General features: G+C 66.6%; 16 protein-coding genes and 1 tRNA gene. 6 read left to right on the plus strand and 11 right to left on the minus strand.

Features of this window, described 5'->3' with window-relative positions; translation table 11 throughout:
• Positions 1–3: 3 nt before the first annotated feature.
• The 7 genes from CX676_RS15495 to CX676_RS15525 all read right to left on the minus strand — a co-directional run bounded on the left by CX676_RS15495 (position 4) and on the right by CX676_RS15525 (position 7,450).
• Positions 4–1,245: an AGE family epimerase/isomerase gene (locus CX676_RS15495; protein ID WP_101753419.1), complete on the minus strand. Its 1,242-nt coding sequence runs from the start codon at positions 1,243–1,245 to the stop codon at positions 4–6.
• Between the two features lie 81 nt (positions 1,246–1,326).
• Positions 1,327–3,573: a phosphoenolpyruvate--protein phosphotransferase gene (ptsP, locus tag CX676_RS15500; protein WP_101754377.1), complete on the minus strand. Its 2,247-nt coding sequence runs from the start codon at positions 3,571–3,573 to the stop codon at positions 1,327–1,329.
• Positions 3,574–3,638: 65 nt separating this feature from the next.
• Positions 3,639–4,895: an aspartate kinase gene (locus CX676_RS15505; protein WP_101753420.1), complete on the minus strand. Its 1,257-nt coding sequence runs from the start codon at positions 4,893–4,895 to the stop codon at positions 3,639–3,641.
• Between the two features lie 116 nt (positions 4,896–5,011).
• Positions 5,012–5,644: an SDR family oxidoreductase gene (locus CX676_RS15510; protein WP_101753421.1), complete on the minus strand. Its 633-nt coding sequence runs from the start codon at positions 5,642–5,644 to the stop codon at positions 5,012–5,014.
• Entirely contained in the window at positions 5,645–6,073 is a 429-nt protein-coding gene (locus tag CX676_RS15515) for a DUF1178 family protein (protein ID WP_101753422.1), read from the minus strand.
• Between the two features lie 11 nt (positions 6,074–6,084).
• The gene (locus CX676_RS15520; protein WP_101753423.1) at positions 6,085–7,302 is read right to left on the minus strand and encodes a 3-deoxy-D-manno-octulosonic acid transferase; all 1,218 of its coding nucleotides are present in this window, start codon (positions 7,300–7,302) and stop codon (positions 6,085–6,087) included.
• A 74-nt stretch (positions 7,303–7,376) separates the two neighbouring features.
• A tRNA-Cys gene (locus CX676_RS15525) sits at positions 7,377–7,450 on the minus strand.
• Positions 7,451–7,577: 127 nt separating this feature from the next.
• Here CX676_RS15525 and CX676_RS15530 point away from each other — a divergent pair.
• From CX676_RS15530 to CX676_RS15540, 3 genes are read left to right on the plus strand one after another with little or no spacing between them, the layout of a single operon-like run.
• Entirely contained in the window at positions 7,578–8,234 is a 657-nt protein-coding gene (locus CX676_RS15530; protein ID WP_101753424.1) for a protein-L-isoaspartate O-methyltransferase family protein, read from the plus strand.
• On the plus strand, positions 8,231–9,610 hold the full coding sequence (locus tag CX676_RS15535) for a TolC family outer membrane protein (RefSeq protein ID WP_232816480.1): 1,380 nt from the start codon (positions 8,231–8,233) through the stop codon (positions 9,608–9,610). Before CX676_RS15530 ends, CX676_RS15535 begins: the two co-directional genes overlap by 4 nt.
• A 24-nt stretch (positions 9,611–9,634) precedes the next feature.
• Positions 9,635–10,879 carry a hypothetical protein gene (locus tag CX676_RS15540; protein WP_157935966.1) on the plus strand — a complete coding sequence of 415 codons (1,245 nt, stop codon included), beginning with the start codon at positions 9,635–9,637 and terminating at the stop codon, positions 10,877–10,879.
• Between the two features lie 93 nt (positions 10,880–10,972).
• On the opposite strand, the gene CX676_RS15545 is transcribed toward CX676_RS15540, so the two are convergent.
• Genes CX676_RS15545 through surE form a run of 3 tightly spaced genes read right to left on the minus strand, consistent with a single transcriptional unit; the run spans position 10,973 to position 13,623 of the window.
• On the minus strand, positions 10,973–12,136 hold the full coding sequence (locus CX676_RS15545) for a LysM peptidoglycan-binding domain-containing protein (RefSeq protein WP_101753427.1): 1,164 nt from the start codon (positions 12,134–12,136) through the stop codon (positions 10,973–10,975).
• Positions 12,137–12,178: 42 nt separating this feature from the next.
• Entirely contained in the window at positions 12,179–12,832 is a 654-nt protein-coding gene (locus CX676_RS15550) for a protein-L-isoaspartate(D-aspartate) O-methyltransferase (RefSeq protein WP_101753428.1), read from the minus strand.
• A complete protein-coding gene (surE, locus tag CX676_RS15555) occupies positions 12,829–13,623 on the minus strand; it encodes a 5'/3'-nucleotidase SurE (protein ID WP_101753429.1) in 795 nt (264 codons plus the stop codon). Before surE ends, CX676_RS15550 begins: the two co-directional genes overlap by 4 nt.
• A 145-nt stretch (positions 13,624–13,768) precedes the next feature.
• Between surE and CX676_RS15560 the strand changes: the two genes are divergently transcribed.
• Both CX676_RS15560 and CX676_RS15565 read left to right on the plus strand, forming a co-directional pair.
• Positions 13,769–14,686 (plus strand): sulfite exporter TauE/SafE family protein, encoded by a 918-nt coding sequence (locus CX676_RS15560; protein ID WP_101753430.1) that lies wholly within the window; start codon positions 13,769–13,771, stop codon positions 14,684–14,686.
• A complete protein-coding gene (locus CX676_RS15565; protein ID WP_232816481.1) occupies positions 14,686–15,627 on the plus strand; it encodes a TIGR02186 family protein in 942 nt (313 codons plus the stop codon). Before CX676_RS15560 ends, CX676_RS15565 begins: the two co-directional genes overlap by 1 nt.
• 96 nt (positions 15,628–15,723) lie before the next feature.
• Here CX676_RS15565 and CX676_RS15570 read toward each other — a convergent pair whose 3' ends face one another.
• Positions 15,724–16,686 carry an L-malyl-CoA/beta-methylmalyl-CoA lyase gene (locus CX676_RS15570; protein ID WP_101753431.1) on the minus strand — a complete coding sequence of 321 codons (963 nt, stop codon included), beginning with the start codon at positions 16,684–16,686 and terminating at the stop codon, positions 15,724–15,726.
• Positions 16,687–16,788: 102 nt separating this feature from the next.
• On the opposite strand from CX676_RS15570, the gene dgcA reads away from it, so the two are divergent.
• On the plus strand, positions 16,789–17,772 hold the full coding sequence (gene dgcA, locus CX676_RS15575; protein ID WP_101753432.1) for an N-acetyl-D-Glu racemase DgcA: 984 nt from the start codon (positions 16,789–16,791) through the stop codon (positions 17,770–17,772).
• The last annotated feature ends 27 nt before the right edge of the window (positions 17,773–17,799 follow it).

The following is a 17,799-nucleotide window of genomic DNA, read 5'->3' on the forward strand; positions in this document are numbered from 1 at the left end:
GGCTCAGCCAGCCAGCGGGCGGCTGTCCTTCAGCGCCTTGGCAGCGTGGGAAATGCCCGCCGCCAGCGGCAGCAGATCGGCCTGAAGCGCGTGATAGATGTCGGGCTTGCCGGCGAATTGCGCCTTGGCCGGCTGGTCCTGATCATCCAGTTCGGGGATCCAGCCGCCGCGCGCGTGGTCGATCAGGTGCCGGTCGGCGAAGGACCAGCAGCGGCGATACCAGTCCTCGTCGCCGGCCTGCGGATCGAGCTTCTGGAAGGCCGCCAGCGCCCCGATCGCCTCGGTCACCGGCCACCAGTAACGCGCCTGCCGCGCCACCGTGCCATCCGGTGCCAGCGTGTAGACAAAGCCGCCGCGCCGCTCGTCCCAGGCATCATCCAGCGCCCGCTGCACCAGTTTCCGCGCCCGTGCCGGCGCGCCGTCATCGGGGCGGCCAGACAGGTCCCAGAGCTGCAATTGCAGCCGGCCCATCTCGAAGGAATGGCCGGGGGTCGAGCCGGCGGGGCGGAACATCGGGTTGCCCTCGTAATCGCGGTCGATCTGCCAGTCCTCGGTGTAATGCTCGGGGATGCGCCAGCCGTTTTCCGGCGCGATGCGGCCAAGGAAGAAGTCGAAGATCCGCCGGGCGCGATCCAGATACACCGCCTCGCCGGTGGCTTCATACGCAGCCAGCAGCGCCTCGACCCCGTGCATGTTGGCGTTCATGCCGCGATAGGTCGAGAAGGACTGCCAGTCGCGGGTGAACTCGTCGCGGAAGAGGCCCGCCTGATCGTCCCAGTAGTGCCGGTCCAGCACCTCGGACGCATCGGCCAGCAGCCGGTCGGCATCGGGATGCCCGGCGAGTTTCGCCGTCGAGGCAGCGAGCAGGACGAAGACATGGCCATAGGCGAGCTTCACCCCATCGGCCACGCCTGCGCCGTCGACCGACCAGACATAGCCGCCATGCTGGCTGTCGCGGTGGCGGGTCCAGAGATCGGACATGCCGCGATCGATGATGCCCGCGTGATCCGGTCGCCCGGCGATCTGCGCGAGGCCATAGCTGTGCACAAGGCGCGTGGTCGTATGCAATTCCTGCGGGCCGGGCAGGGGGGTACCTGCATAGTCCAGCACCGCCAGACCGCCCGCGCGCCCAAGGCTCGCATCGAAGAAATCGAGCTGGCGCCGCGCATCGGCGACCAGATAGGCGCGGTGCACCGGGTCATCCAGCCAAGGACCGGTATCAGACGAGGCAAGCGATTGAGGCATGATGGTTCCCCCAGGGCGATGGCGCCACCCTACCGGCAGCCGCGCGCCGTTTGAATAGGGCTTGAGACGGATGGCGCCGGCCTATTGCCGGGCCAGCCACTCGGTCACGGTGCGGCGCAGGTTGGTTTGGCCGGCGTTCCGCGCGTCATCGATCACCGATTTCAGATCGGCGATGGAGACCTGCCGGATCAGATGCTTGACCGGGCCGATCGAGGCCGGGCGCATCGACAGACGCCGCACGCCAAGCGCGGCAAAGGTCAGCGCCTCGACCGGGCGGCCGGCATCCTCGCCGCAGAAGGACAGGGCGACGCGGGCGTCGTCGCAGCGCTGCACGATCTGCTCGATGAAATTCAGGAACGAGGTGTTCATCGTGTCGTAACGCCGCCGCACCCGCTCGTTCTCGCGGTCGGCGGCAAAGAAGAACTGTTTCAGGTCATTGCCGCCGATCGAGATGAAATCGCACATCTCGTAGAAGCGCTTGGGCGCATAGACCATCGAGGGCGTTTCCAGCATGGCGCCCACGCGGATGTCGCTTGGCATGGCGTGGCCAAGGCGTTTCTCGCGCGCCAGTTCCTCCATCAGGATCTTGTAGGCGGCCTCGTACTCGGTGATGTCGGCGATGAACGGGAACATCACGTAAAGCGGCCGGCCCACCGCGGCGCGGATCAACGCCTGCAGCTGCATCCGCAGCACGCCACGCTTGTCCAGACCCACGCGGATCGCCCGCCAGCCCATGGCCGGGTTCGGCTCGTCCTGCGGCTTCATATAGGGCAGAACCTTGTCCGAGCCGATGTCCAGCGTGCGGAACATGACGATCTTGCCCTTGGCGCTGTCCAGCACATGCGCATAGATCGCCGCCAGCTCTGCCCGCCGTGGCACCTTGCTGCGGGTCAGGAACTGCAACTCGGTGCGGAAGAGGCCGACCCCCTCGGCGCCGGAATTTTCCAGCGAGGGCAGGTCGGCCATCAGACCGGCATTCATGTAGAGATGGATCGTGGTCCCGCAGATGCCGGTGGCGGGCAGGTTGCGCAGGCTGGCATAGCGGCCCTGCGCCTCGGCCTGCATCGCCATCTTGTCGCGGAAGGCGGCGGCCACGGTATCCTCGGGCCGCAGATGCACCACGCCCTGATCGCCATCGACCAGAATGGGATCGCCGTTCAGCGCCTCGCTGGTGATGCGGGCGGCGTGGATGACCAGCGGAATCGCCAGCGCCCGGGCGACGATGGCGGCATGGCTGCCGACCGAGCCTTCTTCCAGCACCACGCCCTTCAACCGGCGGCCATAATCCAAGAGTTCCGCCGGACCGATATTGCGGGCAATCAAAACTGGGTTCTCCGGCAGTTCGGCCCCGGTATCGTTGCCCTGTCCGGTCAGGATGCGCAGCAGCCGGTTCGACAGATCGTCCAGATCATGCAGCCGGTCGCGCAGATAGGGATCGGCGGCGCGTTCCAGCCGGGCGCGGGCCAGCGACTGTTCTTTCTCGACAGCAGCTTCGGCGGACAGGCCGCGGCGGATATCCTCTTCCATCCGGGCCAGCCAGCTGCGGGAATGGGCAAACAGGCGATAGGCCTCCAGCACCTGCACATGGTCGCTGTCTGCCTCGGCCTCGGTTTCGGCCAGAAGCTTGTCGACCCGCTCGCGCAGCTTCTCGATCCCGTCATTCAGCCGGGCGGATTCGGTCTCGGGATCGTCGCCGACCGGGTTGGCGATGACCACGCGCGGCTCGTGCAGCCAGACCCGGCCCTCGGCCGAGCCCTCCTGCCCGGTCGCGCCGCGGAACAGGACCGGGAAGCGGTGTTCCAGCGGAAGGGCATCGGTCTGGCTGCCCTGAAAGGCGCCCAACTCGGTCATCTCGGCCAGCACCATCGCCACGACCTCGAGGCCGTAGATGTCGTCTTCAGAAAACAGCCGCGCCTCGCGCGACTGCACCACCAGCACGCCCAGCTTTTCGCCGACGCGCTGGATCGGCACGCCGAGGAAGCTGGGAAAAATCTCCTCGCCGGTTTCCGGCATGAATCGGAAGCCCGGCTCGGCGGGGGCATTGGCGGTGTTGATGTTGCGCCCGGTACGGGCGACGCGGCCGACCAGGCCCTCGCCAAGGCGCAGCCGGATCTTGTGGACGGATTCGGGCTTCAGCCCCTCGGTCGCGCACAGTTCCAGCGTGTCGCCATCGCGGAACAGGTAGATCGAGCAGACCTGCGTGCCCATCGAATCGGCGATGTCATGGGTGATGCTGTCCAGGCGGTCCTGACTGCCGCCGGCCGAGCCCAATGTATCGCGCAGCCGCCTGAGCAGCTTGCGTGAATCACTGTCCTTGCGGTGCGGCATCATCCCCCCAGAACGGTCCGGCCTGACGCGGGGGCAGGTGCGGGCCCTGCCTCAGTTACGCTCGGTCAGGCTTTCTCCAACTCGAACGCATCATGCAGGGCCTGCACGGCGAGTTCCATATATTTGCGATCGATCAGCACCGAGATCTTGATCTCGCTCGTCGAAATGACCTTGATGTTGATATTTTCATCAGCCAGCGCCTTGAACATGCGGGCGGCAACGCCGGTGTGGCTGCGCATGCCGATGCCGACAACGCTGACCTTGGCGACGTCGATATCCACCACCAGCTCGTCATAGCTGATGATACCCGACTGACGCGCCTGCTCCATCGCGCGCTTGGCGCGCTCGACCTGGTTCACCGGCACAGAGAAGGTCATGTCGGTGACCGAGCCCGGATGATCCTCGTAATCCTTTTCCGAGATGTTCTGGACGATCATGTCCACGTTCACCCCCGCCTCGGCCAGCGGCGCGAAGATCGCGGCGGAAATGCCCGGCCGGTCCTCGACCGTCACCAGGGTGATCTTGGCTTCGTCGCGCGAATAGGCGACGCCATTGACGACTTTCGATTCCATGATCTCATCCTCATCGCAGACCAGCGTGCCAGAGTTCTCGTCGGTATCCTCGAACGAGGATAGCACTCTCAGCCGCACTTTATAGCGCATTGCCAGCTCGACCGAGCGGGTCTGAAGCACCTTCGCCCCGAGACTGGCCAGTTCCAGCATTTCCTCGAAGGCGATCTTGCCCAGCTTGCGGGCTTTCGAGGTGATGCGGGGGTCGGTGGTATAGATGCCGTCGACATCGGTATAGATGTCGCAACGCTCGGCGCCAAAGGCGGCGGCGAAGGCGACGGCGGTGGTGTCCGAGCCGCCACGGCCAAGCGTGGTCACGCGGCCATCGGGGCCGATGCCCTGGAAGCCCGCGACGACGGCGACCTTGAAGCCCTCGGCGAATTTCTGGTCGATGTTCTTGCGCGGAATGTCCACGAACCGGGCCGAGGAATGCTGTGCCGTGGTGTTGATCGGCACCTGCCAGCCCTGCCAGCTGCGCGCCGGCACGTCCATCTCCTGCAGCGTCAGGGCCATCAGCCCGGCGGTGATGTTCTCGCCGGAACTGACCACCGCGTCATATTCGCGGGCGTCGAACAGGGGCGAGGTCGCCTCGACCCAGCCCACCAGCTCGTTGGTCTTGCCCGACATGGCGCTGACAATGACGATCACGTCATAGCCACGCTCCACCTCACGCTTGACCTTTTCGGCAGCGTTCTTGATGCGGGCAAGGTCGGCCACCGAGGTGCCGCCGAATTTCATGACCAGAAGCGGCATTTCATGCCTCCAGCGCAGGGTTCAAATCATCCGCGCGGCTTTTATGGGCGGGGGCCGGAAAGGGCAAGGGGCAAAGGGTGCGACAAAACCCGATGCCCCCTGTTTCACCCGGTCACTCAGAAGGGGATGGTCGTTCCGTCATAGGACTGGAAGATGCCGGTGGTCTGCGGCGAAAGCTCGTCAAACCGCGCCACCAGCCCATCGACCGCCTGATCCACGGTGATATCCGCGCCCGCTCCGCCCATGTCGGTCTGCACCCAGCCCGGATGGTAGATGCCCACCGGAATTTCCAGATCCTTGGCAAGGTTGCGGCCCAGGTTCAGCAGCGCCGCCTTGCTGGAGCGATAGATATAGGCCCCGCCCGGGGCGCGCGCATCCGAGGCCATGGCCGAACTGATCAGCGCGATCTTGCCCTTGCCGCGCCTCAGCGCCGGCAGGCAGGCACGAATGGTCAGGAAGGCGCCGGTTACATTGGTGGCATAGGCCTCGGCCCAGATCTCGGGCTCCAGGTCATCGATCGTCCGGCCCTTGTCGCTGTAGATGCCGGCATTGCAGACGAGCAGCGACAGGTCGGTCGTCGCCAGCCGGTCGGTCAGTGCCGCGAACTCCTCGGGCCGGGTGACATCCAGCGGCCAGAGGCCGTTTGCGGATTTGCGGGCGGTGCCGATGGCGGTCTCGCCGCGGGCGGCATAGGCAGACACAAGCGCAGCACCAATCCCGCGATTGGCGCCGGTAATCAGAACGGTCATTCAGTTGGCTTTCTGTTTCGGGATGAAGGGCAGGGGGGCGATGGGCACACCATCCTCGATAAGCTTGCGCGCCTCTTCGGGGCGGGCCTCGCCATGGATCGAACGGGTTTCGCTGCGGCCCTCATGCATAGCGCGGGCCTCGTCAGCAAAGCGCAGGCCGACATAATCCGAGGTCGTCTCGACATGCTCGCGCAGCTTCGCCAGCATCGCTTCGCGGTCACCCTGCGGCTGGTCCAAGCTCGGTGCGGTCGCACCGCCCTTGCGCTCGGCCGGAACGGCGGGCGCCATCAGTGCCTTGCTGACATCGCTGCCGCCGCAGATGGTGCAATTGACCTGACTGGCAGCGCGCAGCGTCTCGAACCCCTCGGACGAGCGGAACCAGCCCTCGAAGTCATGGCCTTCCTTGCAGCGCAGCGCATAGCGGATCATGCGATCAATCCCTAACCTTCCCCCAATATATCGGAAGTCGCGCCGGGGTTCACAAGATTACCGATGAGATCGAGCAGCGGGGCCGGATCGCCGGCACGCTCGGCCAGCACCTGCCGCGCCGCCTGACCCATGCCCCGCGCGGCAGCGGGATCGGCCAACAGACCTGCCAGTGCGGCAGGTAGGCCCCTCGCATCGATGCGTTGCGCCGCACCGACCTGGTCCAGCGTGGCATAGGCATCGGCGAAATTCGCCACATGCGGCCCGTGCAGGATCGCGGTCGCGTGGGCGGCGGGCTCCCAAGGCGTATGGCCGCCATGATCGACCAGCGAGCCGCCAGTGATGCAGATGCCCGCGCGGTCATACCAGAGCGGCATCTCGCCCAGGGTATCGGCCAGCAGCAGCGGGTGATCCTCTGCCCCCGCGCTGCGCCGACCGAAGGCCAGCCCGCGCGCGGCCAGCATCGCCGTCACCTGATCGGCCCGGTCAGGATGGCGCAGCGCCAAAATGAGCCGGCAGCCGGGCGTTCCTTCCCGCGCCGCCAGCCAGGCGTCCAGAATTGGCTCATCCTCGCCGGGATGGGTCGAGGCGGCCAGCACCGTCCGGTCGCGGTCGGACGAGGGGGCAGGCGGCACCACCCGCGAGGGCGCCAGCAATTTCAGATCCAGCCGCGGCTGGATGGCCTGCTGTGGCAGGCCAAGCGTCCGCAGCCGTGCCTCGCTGCCCGCATCCTGCGCCGAAAGCGCCGCGACATTCTTCAGCACTGGGCCGATCAGCCCCGGCAGGCGCGACCAGCGCCGGGCCGAACGCTCCGACATGCGCGCGCCGACGATGACATGGGGTATCGAGCGTTCGGCCAGCAGTCGGGCACGGGTCGGCCACAGCTCGGCTTCGACCGTCACCGCCACCTTTGGCCGCACCGTATCCAGAAACCGCCCTAGCGTTCCCGGCAGGTCCAGCGGCGCCAGCACCGCCGGCCAGCCGCACGACCGCGCGCGCTCCAGCCCTGTTTCGCTGTTCGTGGTGACCAGTACCGAATGCCGCGCGGCCAGCGCCTCGATCAGCACCGAGGCCGAATTCAACTCGCCCACCGAGGCCGCATGGACCCAGATCTCGGCCCGCGCGAGCAAGTCGTCCAGCATCATCCGTGCGCGCAGCCGCGCCGCACCGCCAAAAAGCAGGCGGCCATGCAGAACCGTCTCGGCAAGGCGGGTCGTGGCGGCGAGGATCATCGGATCAGGATCATGGAACGGCCGGGGTCAGGCGGTGTTGCGCTGGCCCGAGGCAAGGCCGAGGTCATCGAAGGTGGAGGTGGGTACCGGAATCGAACCGGTCTTCACGGATTTGCAATCCGGTGCGTAACCTCTCCGCCAACCCACCGTCCTTCGATCGGGCAGGGGATACTGGATCGCCGCGCACCTTGCAAGCCGCGATTGAGTGCGTTGCCCCCCCGCGCCTTTCATGCCAATAAGGTGTCCAGACTTAGGGCCGATAGGTAATTTTCGCCATGCCAGATTTCGCTGTTCATCGCACAATGATGGTCGACACCCAGGTTCGGCCGAACGATGTGACAAAGTATCCGCTGATCGAGGCGATGCTGACCGTCCCGCGCGAGGAATTCGTGCCCGATGCCCGCCGCAGCGTGGCCTATTCCGGCGAGAACCTGCCCATCGGTCCTGACCGCGTGCTGCTCGAGCCGCGGACGCTGGCCAAGATGATCGACGCGCTGGACATCGTGCCAAGCGACCTGGTGCTCGACCTGGGTTGCGGCTTTGGCTATTCGGCTGCGGTTCTGGCGCAGATGGCCGAGGCCGTGGTTGCCGTCGAGGAGGACGAGGAATTCGTCCGCGAGGCCGAGGGGCGCATTCTCGCCGCCGGCATCGACAATGTCGTGGTGCTGCGCAATCCGCTGAGCGCCGGATACGAGAAACAGGGCCCCTATGACGCCATCCTGGTCAGCGGCGGCTCGGTCGAGGAGGTGCCCGCGATGCTGGCCGACCAGTTGAAAGAGGGCGGCCGCATCGTCGCGCTGTTCCGCGAGGGCAATCTGGGCGTCGTGCGCAGCGGGCTGAAGGTCAATGGCCGGATCAACTGGCGCTATGCCTTCAACGCTCATGCACCGCTGCTGTCGGGCTTCGCGCTGACCCGGGGGTTCGCGCTATGATCGGGCGGGGGATGCGCCGGCTGGCCACCGCGACCGCGCTGAGCCTGCTGACCGCCCTGCCGGTGGCGGCCGAGACGCTGGCAGATGCCATGGTCGCCGCCTATCGCAAATCGCCCTTGATGGACCAGAACCGCGCCGTGCTGCGCGCCGCCGACGAGGACGTGGCGCAGGCCGTGTCGACGCTGCGTCCCGTCGTGGGCTGGGCCGCCTCGCATACGCTCAGCAGCGGTGGCGTCAACGTCACCTCGCTCAGCCTGACGGCGCAGATGACGCTGTTCGACTGGGGCCGCAGCCAGCTGGATATCGACCTGAAGAAGGAACTGGTCCTGGCCTCGCGCGAGAACCTGGTCCAGGTCGAACAGAACGTGCTGTTCGATGCCGTCTCGGCCTTCTTCAATGTGCGCAGCGCCTTGGAGCAGGTGGATCTGCAGAACAACTCGGTCCGCCTCTTGGGGCAGGAGCGCCAGGCGGCGCAGGACCGCTTCGACGTGGGCGAGATCACCCTGACCGACGTGTCGCTGGCCAATGCCCAGTTGGCGGCGACCCGCGCCGCGCTGGCCTCGGCCGAGGGTTCGCTCGAGGTTGCGCGCGAAGGTTACCGCGCCGCCACCGGCGCCCTTCCGGGCGCGCTCAGCGCCCCGCCGCCCTTGCCGAAGCGCCCGGAATCGCTGGATGCGGCGCGGGCCATTGGCCAGCGCAACCATCCGGCGATGAAGCAGGCGCAGCATCAGGCTGCAGCCTCGGAAATCGGCGTCGCCGCCGCCAAGGCCGAACGCAATCCAACGCTGAACGCCGAGGCGCGCGTCGGCGTGAACCGCTCTCCCTCGGTGCTGAGCGGCGACCAGGAGATCAGCCGTGACGCACAGATCGGGCTGACCATGTCGCAGACGATCTATTCCGGCGGCCGGCTGTCCTCGGTGCTGCGCAAATCCATGGCGCAACGCGATCAGGCGCGGGCCGGACTTCTGAACGTGGCACGGCAGGTCGATCTGGCCGTGGGCGAGGCCTGGGCCAATATCGACGTGGCGGGCGCGCAGATCTCGGCCATCGACGAACAGATCTCGGCGGCCCAGCAAGCCTATGACGGCGTGCGCGAGGAAGCGACGCTTGGCGCGCGCACCACACTGGACGTTCTGGACGCCGAGCAGTCGCTGCTCGAGGCGCGCACCGACAAGATCACGGCCGAGGCCAATCTCCAATTAGCCCATTATCAACTTCTGGCTGCTATGGGTCTGCTGACGGTAGAAAACCTGAAGCTAGGAATCCCGACCTATGATCCATCGGAATATTACAGCGCGGTCCGCGACGCGCCCTATACCAGCCGGCAGGGGGAAAACCTCGACCGCGTGCTGCGCGCGATCGGTCGCGGGAACTGACCTCCGCCCTGCGGGGGCGGGCCAATGAACGACATGACCTGCCCGCAGGAGGCCGCGCGCCTGTCCGAAGATATCGGTGACGTGCTCAGCGCCATTCGCCGGCTGATTGCCGAGGATGAAGCCCAGGATTTTGCCCGCGACAGGCTGCTGCGACAGCAGTCGGCAGTCGAAGAACCGCGCAAAGATGCCGGCGAAGACCTTGCCGAACGCTTCGGCGGCAACGCGGCACTGGCGCGCCAGTTGGTCCGTGACGGAAGGGCCGCCGCTGACCGGGCTGGTGCAGCACCCGCCGGCCCGAACTTTATCGAGCATCCGCTGACTGCGCCGCGTCCGCGACTGATCGCCGATCTGCAGGTGCCGCCCGCGCGTGCAGTCCATGCCGAGCTTGTCGCGCGGCGTGATCCGCCCCTGCGGCACGAGAGCGGCGAAAGCTCGGCTGCCGGGGCGCTGCCGCCGCTGCGCCTGGACAGGGCGGACAGGGTGGACAGTCGCCTTGTGGCGGATCAGGGTAGCGGCGATCAGGCCGCGGAAATCTGGCCGGACGATTTTGCCGATTTCTATAAGGTGGGCCCGGACCCAATCCCGTCCGACCCAATTCCCGCGACCTTTACCCAACGGACCGAGGATGACGATTTTGCCGAGGCCTTCGAGGCCAAGTCAAGGATGCGGCCCGAGGTCCTGATGCCGGTTCGTGGGGGCGCTGCTGCCGATGATGCGACGCCGGTGGCGGAGGCCGAAGCGCCTGAGACCGAAGCCGGCGAGCATGCAGAGGTGATCGGGACCGAGACCGGTCCGACCGATTTCTGGGCGGCCTATCTGCAAATCGGCGACGAGGTCGCGATGCATCGTGAAGTCGAGGAAGTCACGCCGCCGATCGATCACGGGGATGATGCCGCGATAGCCGCAGCCGGCTGGACCGGAATGGCGATCCCGTCCTGTATTAGCCCGGATCCATTCGCTGAAGATCTCGACGATCCTGCTTCGGCTTCGACTGAGGCTGAGGCGGACCAACCTGCTGATGGAAGTAAAAACCCCGTCGCCACGCCGCCCGACGAGGTCGAGACCGTTCGCGCAAGCGGCCCTGACTACATTCCCGGCTCTGGTCCTTCCGCGCTTCCTACCGATGACGACCAGTTGCGGGACCTGATCCGTGAGATGATCCAGGAAGAGCTGCATGGCGAACTTGGCCAGCGCTTCTCGCGCAACCTGCGCGCGGTGATCCGCCGCGAAGTGGCAGCCGCGATTGATGAGCATCTGGAGCGGATCTGACCGTCAGGACTCCGAAATTGCGAACGGCCACCGATCATGGGTGGCCGTTCGGCATTCCGGGGCCATGCCTGAGGCGATGAGCGCGCCCCGGGTTCAGCGCAGGAAGTCCTCGGGATCGACGCTGTCAAATCCGCGCCGGACCTCGAAATGCAAGATGCCCGAGCTGTTCGAGGTGCCAAGCGATTGCCCGGCGCTGACCTTGGCGCCCTTCGACACGGACAGATTGTCGAGCCCCGCATAGACGGTCATCAGGTTGCCGTCATGGCGGACGACCACGATGGGCACGCCGTCGGTGTCGCGGGTGATCGCCGCGACCGAGCCGCCGCCCGCCGCCTTGACCGAGGTGCCGACCGGGGCCGAAATGTCGATCCCGTCATTGCGGCCCTTCTGATAGGTCCGGACGATCGAGCCCGAAACCGGCATCTGGAACTTGCCGCCATTCGAACTCGCGGTCCGGGTCGCGCCCAGATCCGGCGCGGCGGGTTTCTCGACCGGCTTCGAGGCGGGCTCGGTCTTCTCGGCCGGCAAGGGTTCTGCCGACGAGGGCGGGCGCGGGGTGGGGCTGCCCTCGCCGGGCACCGTGACCGCCGCCTGCTTCGTCGCGGGGTTCTGGCCGGCCACCGGGATCAGCAGGCGCTGGCCGACGCGCAGGGTCATGTTCTCGGGCAAGCCGTTCCACTTGGCCAGATCGGCAACCGAGACATCGTATTTCCGCGCGATCGACCAGGCCGTCTCGCCCGAGGCCACCTGGTGCTGCTTCGGCTGCGGACCGGCGGCGGGTGCTGCAGGTTTCGCAGCGGTCGCCTCGGCAGCCGGTGTCTCCGGCTTGGCCGTGCCCTGGTCGGCAAAGGGATCGCTGACCTGTCCGGTATTGCTGAAGATGCCGCGCCCCGCCACCGGCGTGCCGGGTGCCACCTTGCGGGGCAGGGCGACGATCGCTCCGGCGGTCAGCGGCGCCGTGGCGTCGATGGCATTGTGCCGCGCCAACTCGCCCGCGTTCAGCCCCAGCCGCGCCGCGATGGTGGTCACGGTGTCATCCTGCCGCGCGACCGCGACCTGGTAATCGGGATAGCTGATCAGCCCGCGCGAATCCGGCTGCGGGCGCGGCTGCGCCACCGAGGCCGCCTGCGCCGTATCCAGCGAGCCGCGCATCAACCCGCGAAGGTCGGGATCAAAGGTGCCGTTCTGCCCGCAGGAGGCGAGGATCAGTGCGGCCGCTGCGGCGCATGTGGGTCGAAAAAATCTGCTCGTTGTCATCTTGCCTGTCTTCCTGCCTTGAGGCGACCACCGGCACGGGGGTCATGTCTGACCCAACCCCTCGACCAATGGCACGAACCGCACCTGCCGCAGCTCGTCATAGGCGAATCCGCTTTCCGACCGCGTTACGCGGATCAACGTCTGCACCGCATCCGACTGCCCGACAGGCACGACCATGATACCGCCGATCTTCAACTGGGCCAAGAGCGGGCCGGGCGGGTCTTCCGCTGCGGCAGTCACCAGTATGCGATCAAAGGGCGCCTGATCGGGCAATCCGCGCGAGCCGTCGGCCACCTGCGCGGTGATGTTGTAAAGGCCCAGCCTCTGGAACATCGCCTCGGCCTCGACCACCAGCCGCCGATGCCGGTCGACGGTATAGACCCGCCGGCAGAGACCTGAAAGGATCGCTGCCTGGTAGCCCGAGCCGGTGCCGATCTCCAGCACGGTGTCGCGCGGACCGGGATTCAGCGCCTGGGTCATCAGCCCGACGACCGAGGGCTGGCTGATGGTCTGGCCGCAGGGGATCGGCAGCGGTGTGTCTTCGTAAGATCGGTCCGAGAACTGACCCCGCACGAAATGCCCCCGGTCGATCCGCTCCATCGCGGCCAGCACCCGCGGGTCGGTCACGCCGCGCGAGCGCAGCTGGAACAGAAAGCGCATCTGCCGTTCGGCAGGGCTGTCGGGTTCGTCGCTCATCCCTCGTCCAGGGCTTGGGCCAACCCCTGAAGCGAGGCGTGGCAGGTGAGATCGGGTCGCATCGGCGTGACGGTGATGAAGCCGTCCAGGTTGGCGGCGACATCGCTGCCGGGCGTGGCCTCGGCATCCTGCGCCCCGCCCGAGATCCACAGGTAGCGCCGGCCGTTCGGTGCCACGAAGGGCCGCATCCCGAAGCGCTCGCCGCCGCGCCGGCCCTGTGGCGCGACGCGCAGGCCGCGCGCCTCGGAGGCCGCGACCGGCGGGAAGTTGACGTTGTAGAAGAGGCGGAAGTCATCGCCGGCGGTCCAATCGCCGTGCTGCAACAGTTGCCGCACGGTCTTTGCGCCCAGACGCCGGGCGCAGTCGAAGGGATCATCCAGCCCGGCGGTGCGCGGCCCCAGGTATTGCGACAGGGCGATGGCCGGCAGACCCTGAAGCGCCGCCTCCATCGCGCCGCCGATGGTGCCCGAATACATCGCGTTCTCGCCCGCGTTGTTGCCGCGGTTGACGCCGGACAGCACCAGATCGGGCGGCGTGTCGACCATCACGTCGAACAGCGCAGCCAGCACGCAATCGGCGGGGCTTCCCTCGGCGGCAAAGCGGCGCGGGCCAAGCTGGGCCAGCATGGTCGGATGGGCATAGCTGATGCAATGGCCGACGCCCGATTGCTCGAAGGCCGGCGCGACCGTCCAGACCTCGCCGTCAGGGCCGGCGATCTCGGCCGCGATCTCGGCCAGAACCTCAAGCCCCGGCGCGTTGATACCGTCATCATTGGTGATAAGGATGCGCATACCCGCTCCGCTGATCCCGTCCCTTTCTGATTAGCCGTGCACGCGTCGCGCTTCAACCCGCGATGACCGTTGGAGAAAAGCCTATTCCCGGTTTGACGGCATCCGGACATACGGGCAGGATAAGCCGGCAAGTCACGGACAGCCCATGCCGATCTACCTTCCCATCGCCGAGGTCGTGGTCAATCCCTTCACCCTGGTCGCCCTGGGCGGGATCGTCGGGCTGATGAGCGGCCTCTTCGGCGTGGGCGGCGGCTTCCTGATCACGCCGCTTCTGTTCTTCATCGGCATTCCGCCCCCGATCGCAGTGGCGACCGGTGCCAACCAGGTCGTGGCCTCCTCGGTCAGCGGCGTTCTGGCGCATGTAAAGCGAAAGACGGTCGATTTCCGCATGGGCCTCGTGCTGCTGGTCGGTGGATTGGTGGGCTCTTGGCTTGGCGTCATGGTCTTCAACATCCTGCAGCGCATAGGTCAGGTCGATCTGGCGGTGCAGCTTTGCTATGTCGTCTTCCTTGGCCTGATCGGGCTGATGATGCTGCAGGAAAGCCTGCGCGCGCTGCGTCGGTCACGTCAGGTCTCGGCACCGCGCCGGCGGCTGCACGAGCATATGTGGGTGCATCGCTGGCCGCTGAAGATGAAATTCCGCAGCTCTGGCCTCTATATCAGCGTCATCCCGCCGCTGCTGGTCGGGCTGGCTGTGGGTGTGCTGGCGGCGATCATGGGGGTGGGCGGCGGCTTCATCATGGTGCCGGCGATGATCTATCTGCTGGGGATGCCCACCAAGGTCGTCATCGGCACCTCGCTCTTTCAGATCACCTTTGTCACCGCCTTCACCACGCTGATGCACGCGGTCAGCTACAACACCGTCGATGTCATGCTGGCGCTGCTGCTGATCCTTGGCGGCGTGGTCGGCGCGCAGATCGGCACCACGCTTGGGGCGAAGCTGCGGGCCGAGCAATTGCGCATCTTGCTGGCGCTCTTGGTGCTGGCCGTCTGCGGCAAGCTGGCGCTGGACCTGTTCCTGACCCCGGATGACCTCTACATGATCGCCACGGGGGTTCGGTGATGGCGCGGTGGAAGCCCATTGCCATCGGCATGGCTGCGTTGGCGCTGCTGGCCGTGGTCACGCTCGCCGCCGCACAGATGGCCGGACCGACACCCGAGGAGCAGGCGGCCGAGGCCCGCGCGCAAAGCGATGCGGCCCGCGCGACGCCGGACAGCGAGCCTGCCGATTTCCCGCTCTATCCCGATCCGGGCCGTCCGCGCGAGGTGGTGCCCGAGAACGAGGCCGAGGCGCCCGAGAAGGTCGTGGCGGGCCTCTCCAGCGACGCGGTCTCGATCACCACGAATTTCGACGGCTCGGACATCCTGATCTACGGCGCGGTCAAGCGCGAGACGCCGATCCCCAAGAATGCGCCGCTGCAGGTCATCGTCACTGTCGAGGGCCCGGCGCAGCCGCTGACCGTCTGGCGCAAGGAGCGCAAGGTCGGCATCTGGATCAATGCCGAGCGGGTCAGGATCGGTGCCGCGCCGGGCTTCTATGCCGTGGCGACCACCGGACCGCTGAACCAGATCCTGCTGCCCGAATGGGACGAGCGCTTCCGCATCTCGATCCCGCTGGCAATGCGCGCCTTCGCTGGTCCGGTCGAGGTCAGCGACACGGTGCCCTTCACCCAGGCGCTGATCCGCCTGCGCGAGCAGAGCGGGCTTTACCGGCTGGATCAGGGCAGCGTCACGCTGACCGAGGAGACCCTGTTCCGCGCCAATATCCAGCTTCCGGCCAATCTGATCGAGGGCGATTACAAGACCCGCATCTTCCTGCTGCGCGACGGGCAGGTGGTCGATGTCTATCGCGCGCCCATTGAGGTGCGGAAGGTCGGGCTGGAACGTTGGCTCTACCGCCTCGCCTTCGACTGGCCGTTCATCTACGGGCTGATGTCCCTTGCCGTGGCGGTGATCGCCGGCTGGGGCGCCTCGACCGCCTTCCGGCTGCTCAGGCGGGGATAAGGCCCAGAATGCGACAGGCCCCGTGGTGTCCCACGGGGCCTGCACTCCTCCCTCGGACGGGCGTGCCACCTCCCCGTGGCGCGCCCCGAGGTATCTCTACTGGTTGCCGGCGATCAGCTCGGCCTGGCGCACGATGACCTCGGCCTGCTTGATCGAGGCGATATCGACCAGCCGGCCCTTGTAGACAGTGGCCCCGGCCCCGGCCTTCTTGGCAGCGTCCATCGCGGCAAGGATCTCGCGCGCTTCGGTCACGGCTTTCTCGGAGGGCGAGAAGACCTCGTTCGACAGCGCCACCTGGCTGGGATGGATGGCCCATTTGCCGACCATGCCAAGCGTGGCCGAGCGCAGCGCCTGCGCGCGGAACCCGTCCTTGTCCGAAAAATCGCCGAAGGGGCCATCGACCGGCAGCACGCCATGGGTGCGGCAGGCGGCGACGATCTTGGCCTGCGCCCAATGCCAGGGATCGGACCAGTATTGCTGGCCCTGGTGATGCATGTAGTAGTTTTCCTGCGTCCCGCCGATGCCGGTGGTGGCCATGCCCATCGAGGCGGCGAAATCGGCGGCGCCAAGGCTGATCGCCTGCATCCGCGGCGAGGCGGCGGCGATCTCTTCGACATGGCAGATGCCGGCGGCGGTCTCGATGATCGCCTCGAAGGCGATGGGTTTCTTGCGGCCCTTGGCCTTCTCGACGGCGGTGACCAGTGCATCGACGGCATAGATGTCGCTGGCGTTCCCGGCCTTGGGGATCATGATCTGGTCCAGCCGGTCCGAGGCGTTTTCCAGCAGATCGACCACGTCGCGATACCAGAAGGGCGTATCCAGCCCGTTGATCCGAACGGACAGGGTCTTGTTGCCCCAGTCGACATCACCGATGGCCTGGATGATCTGCCGGCGGGCATTGTCCTTGTCATCGGGGGCGACCGAATCCTCGAGATCGAGGTTGATCACGTCGGCAGCGGATTTGGCCATCTTCTCGAACAGCTCGCTGCGGGAGCCGGGGCCGAACAGCTGGCAGCGGTTCAGACGGGCGGCGGGCAGTGGCTGCGTGCGAAAACTCATGGGCCTATCCTGCAAATGCAACTGATCGCGCAGTAGTTATTGGATTGCTGCGCTTGCATCAAGCCGGTATTGATCGGAGTTGCGGATAGCGAAAGTTCCTGAATGGCAGTCACGACCCCGCTGATCATCAACATTCACCGGCGGCGCTATGCGTTCGGCAGGGCGTTCACTCTGGGCAAGCTGACGCGCACCCATGTCGATGCGATCGAGGTAACGCTAACCCGGGGCGGACGCACCGGACGCGGGGAATGCGTGCCGAACCCGCGTTACGGCGAATCGCCCGACAGCGTGGTCAACCAGATCACCCAGTTGCCGCTGGATTTCGACCGCAAGAGCCTGCCCGCACTGCTGCGCCCCGGTCCTGCGCGCAATGCCGTCGATTGCGCGCTGTGGGACCTCGAGGCCAAGCAGAAGGGCGTCCGGGTCTGGCAACTGGCCGGGCTGAACCAGCCCCGGCCGCTGGAAACCGTCGTCACCCTGTCGATCGATGATCCGGTCAAACTGGCCGAGGATGCACGCAAGTTCCGCAATCACCGGGTGATGAAGTTCCGCGCCGCCTCGGCCGATGACATTCGTCTCATCCCGATCGTCCGCCAGGCCGCGCCGCATGTGAAGATCATCCTCGATGCCGGGGAAAGCTGGACGGTTGACGACTATGTCCGGCTGGCACCGCGCCTGGCGCGCGAGGGTGTGGTGCTGATCGAACAGCCACTGCCCTCGATCCAGGACCGGGCGCTGGCCGAGATCAAGCACCCGATCCCGATCTGCGCCGATGAAAGTTGCCACGATCTCGGCACCCTGCCACGGCTGCAGGGGCGCTATGACATGATCAACATCAAGCTCGACAAGACCGGCGGGCTGACCCATGCCCTCGCGCTGCGCGATGCGGCGCATGAGCTGGGGATCAAGACCATGATTGGCAGCATGATCTCGTCCTCGCTTGCCATGGCGCCGGCCGTCCTCGCGGCGCAGGATTCGACCTATGTCGATCTCGATGGCCCGTTGCTGCTGGCCGAGGATCGCCCGCACGGGCTGCATTACGACGGCAGCTGGGTCCATCCGCCCAAGGCCGAACTTTGGGGCTGAGGTCGCGCCCCGGCGCTTGACCTTTGC

This window comes from Paracoccus zhejiangensis, assembly GCF_002847445.1.
In the GTDB taxonomy this organism is placed as follows: Bacteria; Pseudomonadota; Alphaproteobacteria; order Rhodobacterales; family Rhodobacteraceae; genus Paracoccus; species Paracoccus zhejiangensis.

Excerpts from the sequence above, each read along its gene's own strand:
- CX676_RS15495 (WP_101753419.1), bottom strand. The coding sequence starts at position 1,245 with ATGCCTCAATCGCTTGCCTCGTCTGATACCGGTCCTTGGCTGGATGAC.
- ptsP (WP_101754377.1), bottom strand. The coding sequence starts at position 3,573 with ATGCCGCACCGCAAGGACAGTGATTCACGCAAGCTGCTCAGGCGGCTG.
- CX676_RS15505 (WP_101753420.1), bottom strand. The coding sequence starts at position 4,895 with ATGCCGCTTCTGGTCATGAAATTCGGCGGCACCTCGGTGGCCGACCTT.
- CX676_RS15510 (WP_101753421.1), bottom strand. The coding sequence starts at position 5,644 with ATGACCGTTCTGATTACCGGCGCCAATCGCGGGATTGGTGCTGCGCTT.
- CX676_RS15515 (WP_101753422.1), bottom strand. The coding sequence starts at position 6,073 with ATGATCCGCTATGCGCTGCGCTGCAAGGAAGGCCATGACTTCGAGGGC.
- CX676_RS15520 (WP_101753423.1), bottom strand. The coding sequence starts at position 7,302 with ATGATCCTCGCCGCCACGACCCGCCTTGCCGAGACGGTTCTGCATGGC.
- CX676_RS15530 (WP_101753424.1), top strand. The coding sequence starts at position 7,578 with ATGCCAGATTTCGCTGTTCATCGCACAATGATGGTCGACACCCAGGTT.
- CX676_RS15535 (WP_232816480.1), top strand. The coding sequence starts at position 8,231 with ATGATCGGGCGGGGGATGCGCCGGCTGGCCACCGCGACCGCGCTGAGC.
- CX676_RS15540 (WP_157935966.1), top strand. The coding sequence starts at position 9,635 with ATGAACGACATGACCTGCCCGCAGGAGGCCGCGCGCCTGTCCGAAGAT.
- CX676_RS15545 (WP_101753427.1), bottom strand. The coding sequence starts at position 12,136 with ATGACAACGAGCAGATTTTTTCGACCCACATGCGCCGCAGCGGCCGCA.
- CX676_RS15550 (WP_101753428.1), bottom strand. The coding sequence starts at position 12,832 with ATGAGCGACGAACCCGACAGCCCTGCCGAACGGCAGATGCGCTTTCTG.
- surE (WP_101753429.1), bottom strand. The coding sequence starts at position 13,623 with ATGCGCATCCTTATCACCAATGATGACGGTATCAACGCGCCGGGGCTT.
- CX676_RS15560 (WP_101753430.1), top strand. The coding sequence starts at position 13,769 with ATGCCGATCTACCTTCCCATCGCCGAGGTCGTGGTCAATCCCTTCACC.
- CX676_RS15565 (WP_232816481.1), top strand. The coding sequence starts at position 14,686 with ATGGCGCGGTGGAAGCCCATTGCCATCGGCATGGCTGCGTTGGCGCTG.
- CX676_RS15570 (WP_101753431.1), bottom strand. The coding sequence starts at position 16,686 with ATGAGTTTTCGCACGCAGCCACTGCCCGCCGCCCGTCTGAACCGCTGC.
- dgcA (WP_101753432.1), top strand. The coding sequence starts at position 16,789 with ATGGCAGTCACGACCCCGCTGATCATCAACATTCACCGGCGGCGCTAT.